Source organism: Microcoleus sp. F10-B2 (assembly GCF_036704965.1).
Taxonomy (GTDB): Bacteria; Cyanobacteriota; Cyanobacteriia; order Cyanobacteriales; family Microcoleaceae; genus Microcoleus.
Genome location: NZ_JAUBTB010000067.1, coordinates 34,677 through 41,651, shown reverse-complemented (window position 1 = coordinate 41,651; position 6,975 = coordinate 34,677). Strand labels below are relative to the sequence as shown.

The window sequence follows — 6,975 nt, the reverse complement described above, 5'->3', positions numbered from 1 at the left end:
GCTGGAGAAATCCTGTCGCAAGCAAGTTGAGTCCGTGAACAAAGAATCCCCTCGCCTTGATAGCTGGGGAGTGTCAACTCCGGCTCATTGATTATCGCAAAAGGTTGTAGTCCCTCATGCTGCGTCGTGGTGCTTTTGTCTGCTTTCTGTTGGGGATGTTAATTATTTTGCCGCTCGTGCTGTTGGCTCCTCAACCTGTTTTGGCTGCTGCCGATTCTTACGTGAATAGGTATTTACAAGCCAGCGAACCTGTGGCTCTGGAGTTAGACTCTGAGGGACATACTCGCTTGTTTTCGGCTCAGGATTTGTCTGCGGGCAAGCTATTGTTCGAGCAAAATTGCCTCAATTGTCACGTCGGAGGAGCTAATTTGCCCGATCCGACGATATCTCTGTCTTTGGCTGATCTCAAGGGGGCAACGCCTCCCCGCAACAACATCAATAGTCTGGTGGCGTATCTGAGAGAACCGATGACTTATGACGGTACTGAGGAGACTTTTTGGTGCCGCCAAGTGCCGGAAAGCTGGATGCCACAGGCTGAGATTGAAAATTTAGCCGCTTTTGTGATCCGGGCAGCTCAGAAAGCTCCGGGCTGGGGCGTGGAGAATTTTGAGAGTTGAACTGCCACTGCCAAAAAGTGGTAAATTACTCGGAAGAAGGCGATACGACTGCGCGATCGCGCCTGTTAAAACAGGTAAAATATCTAAAGAATCACCATTTGCGTGTCCATTAGAGGAGAACTGCGTTGAAAAGACTCTTATCGATCGCCCTATTAGCGTTCGCAATTTTTACCGTCGGCTTTGGTCGCCCTGCTTTGGCAGGTGATGCTGTTAAAGGAGCTAAAATCTTTAGCTCGAACTGTGCTGCTTGTCACATCGGTGGCGGCAACGTGGTTATGGCCATGAAAACCTTGAAAAAGAGTGCTCTTGAGAAGTACGGCATGAATTCTCTGGAAGCTATTACCACTCAGGTAACTAAGGGCAAAAATGCTATGCCTGCTTTCGGCGCCAAGTTGAAGCCCGAACAAATCGAGGATGTAGCAACCTACGTGCTCGAGCAATCTGAGAAAGACTGGAAAGGCTAAACTGCCTCTTTGAAGTCGGACAAGCTGGGCGGGCTTGATTTAATTTAAAACTTGTCCTCCCTCACGCACCCTCTCTCACTTTTTGGCGAATAAATGTCGGTTTGCAGCGCTCTTAACCTGTTTGGGAAAGCGCGCCAGACATCCGATTTTTATCGGCCCAAGGGCGAGGGAGGGACATTTTATTTTAGATTTTAGATTTTAGATTTTGGATTGAAGAATTGAAGATTTGAAGAATTGAAGATTTGAAGATTTGAAGATTTGAAGATTTGAAGATTTGAAGATTGCTAGATGCTGATTTTGTAGAAATTGTCAAGCACTTTATATTAAGATTTATTCTGGCTGCGGTTCATAAATTAAAGTATGTGCTAGGATATAACCCCTTATTAGCAAAGCTTTGAAATCGAAATTAAAGTCGATCAGCAAAGTGGAATCTACACCTGCCATGAACGTAAAAACATCAGCAAAAGTTAAAACTCAAGTTAAAACTCTCGGAGACGCTGCATCTGGGGCGATTGAGAAATATTTCCGCAAAAGTGTAGCGCACGAGGCTGAAGTTATCAAAGACCAAGACGCAGAAGAACTTCATCAAATGCGCGTGGGATTGAGACGTTTGCGATCGGCTGTGACTGGTTTTGCTCCGGTTTTAGATTGGCCAAAAGAGGCTTCTGAACGTAAAATTGGTAAGGTGGGGCGGATTCTGGGAACTCTCAGGGATTTGGATGTGATGCTCGAAAGTCTCCAAAACCGCTATTACCCGAATTTGCCGACTCAAGAACAGAAAGTTTTGGATAAAGCTTTGTTGAATTTGCTCAAACAGCGACACCGGGCTTTGAAAGAGGTGAGGGCGATTTTAGAGCACAAAAGCTACGAATTGCTAAAGCAGTCGATCGAGGATTGGTTGGAAAAACCGCAGTATGGGGCGATCGAACATTTGCCAATTGCTGAGGTTTTGCCAGATTTACTGTTACCTCAAGTCAGCGAGTTTTTCCTGCATCCGGCTTGGCTGTTGGGTACAGAATATGAAGATGGCAAAGTTAACATTGCTAAGGATTTGAATGCTGAGGCTGTCGAAGAGAAGTTAGCAGCGGAGGGAACTATTCTGCACGATTTGCGGAAGCAAGCTAAGCGAGTTCGCTATCTGATGAATCTGTTTGGGGATTTTTACAGCGAGACTTACGAAGTTTATGTCGAAGATGTGAAAGCTATTCAGGAATGTTTGGGCGATATTCAAGACAGTGAAGTTTTAGGCGAGTTTCTGACAGATTTTGTCGATCGCGATCTGAAAAAAGAGTTGCCGAAATTGGCGGGTTTGTTGGCAGAAAATCGCTACGCAGCTTGGCAAAAATGGCAGGTTTTGCAGCGCAGGTATTTGAGTTCGGAAGTTCGGCAAGGTTTTCGATCTGCTTTAATTCATCCTGTGGTTGATGATGCTGCTAACGGGGATTCGCCGCAGCAAAATTAGGGTTTTTGGGCGGTGAAAATGCGATCGACTGCGGGGAACTAGAAGCCGCACACGGCAATTCCGTATCCCTACAAATATGACCTACAATAACAGATATTCGTAGGGAAACGGCACTGCCGTGTCCTTCATTGTGTAACTCCAGAAAGGTCGATCGCACTTTAGTAAAAAAAGGGAGCTCGGCCCGATGTGCTAAAATAATGATTAAAGTGAGAACTAAGTAGGTATTGCAAAAAATATGCCTCGTATCTTTACAGCAATCGTTTATTGGGAAGAAGATGTTTATGTGGCAGAATGTCCTGAAGTGGGAACTGCCAGCCAGGGTGAAACAATTGAAGAAGCGATCGCCAATCTGAAAGAAGCAACAGAACTCTATTTAGAGGAATTCTCTTTACCTAAAACTTCCCCGCGTTTACTAACAACATTTGAGGTGTTGAGTGCCTAGACTGCCCCGAGTTAGTAGTGCAGAAACTATCCGTGCTTTAGAACGTTTAGGGTTTGTCCGGGTTCGGCAGCGGGGAAGTCACGTTATTTTGAAGAAACAAATACTTGCAGACGATCCGGAAAATCCGCAAGAGGCGATCGAAGTAGGCTGTGTGGTGCCGGTACAGCGAAAAACTTTGGCAGTTGGAACTCTTGGAAGCATTTTAAATCAGGCTGGGATTTCAGTAGAAGATTTTTTGAATAATCTGTAGAGGGTAATTTTAACTGTTACCGAAGGAAATATCGTGGCACAAAAACTAACTTTTAAATACGAGGCTGTCGGCGATATTCTGTACATTAATAAGTGTTCGCCTTATGCAGAGCAAGAATCGCAAGAACTAGACTAGGGAATTGTCGATCGTCTCAATCCTGAAACTGAGAAAATAGAAAATATCGAAGTTATGTTTTTCTCAAAGCGGTTTCTAGAGAGTAATGTATTTGAATTGCCGATTGTCGCAGACTTGCACTTAAGCTTTCAGGCTTGAGATTGTTGCGAAAGTGCGACTCCCTACGGGATAGCTTCGCTCGCGCGTACTTTAGTCAAGAAAGGGCGATCGCTCTTTTGCGAATAAGTAAATTCTACTTTTATTGCAAGAATATTGATTGCTGATTCCGTATCTACAATGGTTATACCAAATTCACCAAATCTTGCTATAACCATTGTGTAGGGTCGAGTGTAACGCAAGGTGCGTTGCTCAACCCAACAATTAATCGGAACTATTTAGTGATTCATGTTTAGTACCTCATCAATAATTAACATTATTATTAGTGGGTGAATAAAGTTTTGTCAAGCCGGATAATATCGGAAAATGTCGGTAGTTTTACAAATCACAGTTTAGTAAAAAGTCATAGTTTATCTGGTAATATCGGAAAATGTCGGATACAATAGCTAAAACCCGCACACCACGCCGATCGATGGACGCTGAAGAAATCTTAAAATTTGCCGACAACCTTGTTTTCGCCAAAACTGGAAAACACCTCGACAACGTGCAAGAGGCTATATTGCTTGGTGCTTGGCAATGTCAAAAATACCCTAAAATCGCAGAGGAAGCTCATTGTAGCGAGGGTCATGTTAGGGATGTTGCTTCGGAATTATGGAAAATACTTTCAGATGTATTAGGTGAAGCAGTTAATAAGTCTAACTTTAAATCCACCTTGAAAAGGCAGCAATTTTCCATTGTTTCATCACATTACTAGAAAGACGTTATACACATTGGTAACGTTAACGTCTGTCGAGATACTTTCCAATCTCCAGAAGTTCCAAAAGATCGATCGCCCTCAACGCCAGAAAACACCGAACCCCAAATCCGCCAAGACTTAAGAGACGCACCAGATATCAGCTCATTTTACGATCGCACATCCGAACTCGCCACCCTACAACAGTGGATAATACACGATCGCACCCGCCTAGTCGCAATATTAGGACTCAGCGGAATTGGCAAAACCCATCTCGCACTTCACCTCCTCCCACAAATTCAGCATCAATTTGAATATGTAATTTGGCGAAGTCTCGGCACATCCCCAACCCTCCAAACTACCCTAAAAAGCCTACTTAAATTTTTATCTAATCTACCAGAAACCGAATTGCCAACAAGCACCGATGAACTGCTATTGCTGTTAATCGACAAATTGCGATCGCACCGCTGCCTCATCATCCTAGATGACGTACAAACTATTCTCAGCAGCGGACAAAGAGCAGGCAATTATCGACATGAATATGATAATTACAGCACTTTATTCAAACGGATAGGTGAAATTTGCCACAACAGTTGCTTAATCCTAAATAGTTGGGAACCACCTACAGAAATTGTCACATTAACCAGAGAACAACCCTGCGTTCGCAGCTTGCAACTCGACTGTTTAGGTGCGGTCGCAGGCGAAATTTTCCGAGAAAAAGGTTTACTTGACGAAGACAAATGGGAAACCTTAATTAACACTTACCGAGGCAATCCCTTGTCGTTAAAAATAGTGGCAGCCATGATTCAAGAATTATTGAGCGGCAGAGTAGCCGAATTCTTAAACTATGATATGCTATTCTTGCCAGAAGAATTGAAAGCAAGATTGCAGCAGCAGTGCGATCGCTTATCCGAGTTAGAGAAACAGGTGATGTGCTGCATCGGGAATGAAATCGAGCCACTTTCAATTTCCCAATTGTTAGAGAAAGTGCAATTATCGCCATCGGAATTATTCAATGCGCTGCAATCTTTGGGATGGCGAGCATTAATAGAAAAACAAGAACAGGGCGAGAGATCGATGTTCACTCTATCGCCAGCGGTGAGGCAATATGTGATGACACAATATTCTCTCGCTCCCAGATGATCTACAATAATTCTTAACCATAAAACGACCGCGACACTGCCAAAGAATCTGTTAAATTAATTGAATAATCATCAGCTTATAATGAACTGCTAGTGCCATGACTTCTCAAACAAAATCTTCGATCGCATTCAATCGACTGCCAGACCACACTCAACTGCCAGAATCCGAGGGAGATACAAACTATACACCAATAACCGATCGCCCTCCCGACCACACTCAACTGCCCGACGAAGACGGTACATTTGTGAAAAACTTTCAGGAGCACCCCCAAAGCATTCTGCTGACTGATTCCATCACCCCGCTATTGCAGCAGCGCCATCAGGACAATCAATATTGCATAGGTCAAGATTGCGGCATTTATTGGCGTTTAACAGAGCCGACAGACAGAGGAGCTGAAGCACCCGATTGGTTTTATGTTCCAAACGTGCCGCCATTAGTTGACGGTCAAATTCGGCGTTCTTACGTGATGTGGTACGAAGTTATCGCACCTTTAATTGTCATCGAATTTGTTTCGGGCGACGGCTCGGAAGAACGAGATACAACTCCTAAAACGGGTAAGTTTTGGGTTTACGAACAAGCAATTCGCGTGCCGTTCTACGCTATTTATGAAGTGAGTCGAGCCAGCGTAGAAGTGTATCAGTTGCTAACAGGTAACTATCAGTTATTGCCAGCCAACGATCGCGGACACTATCCGATTGGGCCTTTGGGTGTAGAATTAGGAATATGGCAGGGACAGTATCAAAATGCCGAACTGCCTTGGTTGCGTTTTTGGGACGAAGAAGGTAATTTGCTGCTGACAGGTGGAGAACGAGCCGAACAAGAGGGACAGCGTGCCGAACGCGAGCAACAAGAGAAAGAATTAGCCCAACAACAAGCCGAACAAGAGCGGCAGCGTGCCGATAGACTGGCGGCTCAGTTAAGAGCTTTGGGTATCGATCCTGAAGCGTAAAATTAAGGATTTACCGCCCAAGCGGGGGCGGGTTTATGAGATTATTGATTTTAGGCAGTTACGATCGGTAAAACCCGCCCTACAGGATTTATATCTATTTAACCGGGGATTATGTAACTTATCACGACTGCAACCACTTCATAAACTTATCCGTCGCAGTACCAAGAGACTGTCCCACCTGTTTCTTCAAACGCCACCGCTGAAACGCTTGTTCGTAATCTTCGCCTTCAGTTTGATACACATTCCAAGCATTCAGCGACAATCCCAAGCCCCACGTTAGTAAAATGAAAAGCGACCAAGAAAGCTCGTGCGATCCTGCTAGATTAAACAGAACTAAAAAAGTATTGATAATGCCGTACTTTGTCACATTTTTCTGCAATTTAGCACGACGGTAAGTGTTAAAAACCAGCTTTTCTTGAAATTCTCCTCTAGTTGCTAGCCATTGCTGTTCCGCCGCCAGAATATCCTGTTCGGAAATGCCCAATTCCGCTGCAATCTCGAAAAGCTGCACTCTGGATAATTCCCCTTCATCCTGTCGCCGCGCGATCGCAAGCTGTAAAATACCTTGAGCATCCTCTGAACCGTAAACTTGACTTATTTGAGTTTCATGAGTTGCCATAACGAGTTTCCCATAATTTCCGAAATTATTTCTATCATACATATAACCGCAGTTAAACCGCAGGT

General features: G+C 44.2%; 9 protein-coding genes. 8 read left to right on the top strand and 1 reads right to left on the bottom strand.

Features of this window, described 5'->3' with window-relative positions:
* The first annotated feature begins 116 nt into the window (after window positions 1–116).
* The 8 genes from psbV2 (at window position 117) to QUA99_RS23160 (ending at window position 6,291) form a co-directional block, all read left to right on the top strand.
* On the top strand, window positions 117–617 hold the full coding sequence (gene psbV2 / locus QUA99_RS23195; RefSeq protein WP_333241333.1) for a photosystem II cytochrome PsbV2: 501 nt from the start codon (window positions 117–119) through the stop codon (window positions 615–617).
* A gap of 125 nt (window positions 618–742) precedes the next feature.
* Window positions 743–1,081 carry a cytochrome c6 PetJ gene (gene petJ, locus QUA99_RS23190; RefSeq protein WP_333241331.1) on the top strand — a complete coding sequence of 113 codons (339 nt, stop codon included), beginning with the start codon at window positions 743–745 and terminating at the stop codon, window positions 1,079–1,081.
* Between the two features lie 442 nt (window positions 1,082–1,523).
* The gene (locus QUA99_RS23185) at window positions 1,524–2,543 is read left to right on the top strand and encodes a CHAD domain-containing protein (RefSeq protein ID WP_333241330.1); all 1,020 of its coding nucleotides are present in this window, start codon (window positions 1,524–1,526) and stop codon (window positions 2,541–2,543) included.
* A 235-nt stretch (window positions 2,544–2,778) separates the two neighbouring features.
* Window positions 2,779–2,985: a type II toxin-antitoxin system HicB family antitoxin gene (locus tag QUA99_RS23180; protein ID WP_333241329.1), complete on the top strand. Its 207-nt coding sequence runs from the start codon at window positions 2,779–2,781 to the stop codon at window positions 2,983–2,985.
* Window positions 2,978–3,235: a type II toxin-antitoxin system HicA family toxin gene (locus QUA99_RS23175; protein ID WP_333241327.1), complete on the top strand. Its 258-nt coding sequence runs from the start codon at window positions 2,978–2,980 to the stop codon at window positions 3,233–3,235. The genes QUA99_RS23180 and QUA99_RS23175 overlap by 8 nt, the downstream gene beginning before the upstream one ends.
* 703 nt (window positions 3,236–3,938) lie before the next feature.
* Complete coding sequence (locus QUA99_RS23170; RefSeq protein ID WP_333241326.1) at window positions 3,939–4,220, top strand: hypothetical protein; 282 nt, start codon at window positions 3,939–3,941, stop codon at window positions 4,218–4,220.
* 9 nt (window positions 4,221–4,229) lie between these two features.
* A complete protein-coding gene (locus tag QUA99_RS23165) occupies window positions 4,230–5,342 on the top strand; it encodes an NB-ARC domain-containing protein (RefSeq protein ID WP_333241336.1) in 1,113 nt (370 codons plus the stop codon).
* Between the two features lie 97 nt (window positions 5,343–5,439).
* Entirely contained in the window at window positions 5,440–6,291 is an 852-nt protein-coding gene (locus QUA99_RS23160) for a Uma2 family endonuclease (protein WP_333241324.1), read from the top strand.
* A 121-nt stretch (window positions 6,292–6,412) separates the two neighbouring features.
* Here the strand turns inward: QUA99_RS23160 and QUA99_RS23155 are convergent, their stop codons facing one another.
* A complete protein-coding gene (locus QUA99_RS23155; RefSeq protein WP_333241323.1) occupies window positions 6,413–6,910 on the bottom strand; it encodes a 2TM domain-containing protein in 498 nt (165 codons plus the stop codon).
* Between the last annotated feature and the right edge of the window lie 65 nt (window positions 6,911–6,975).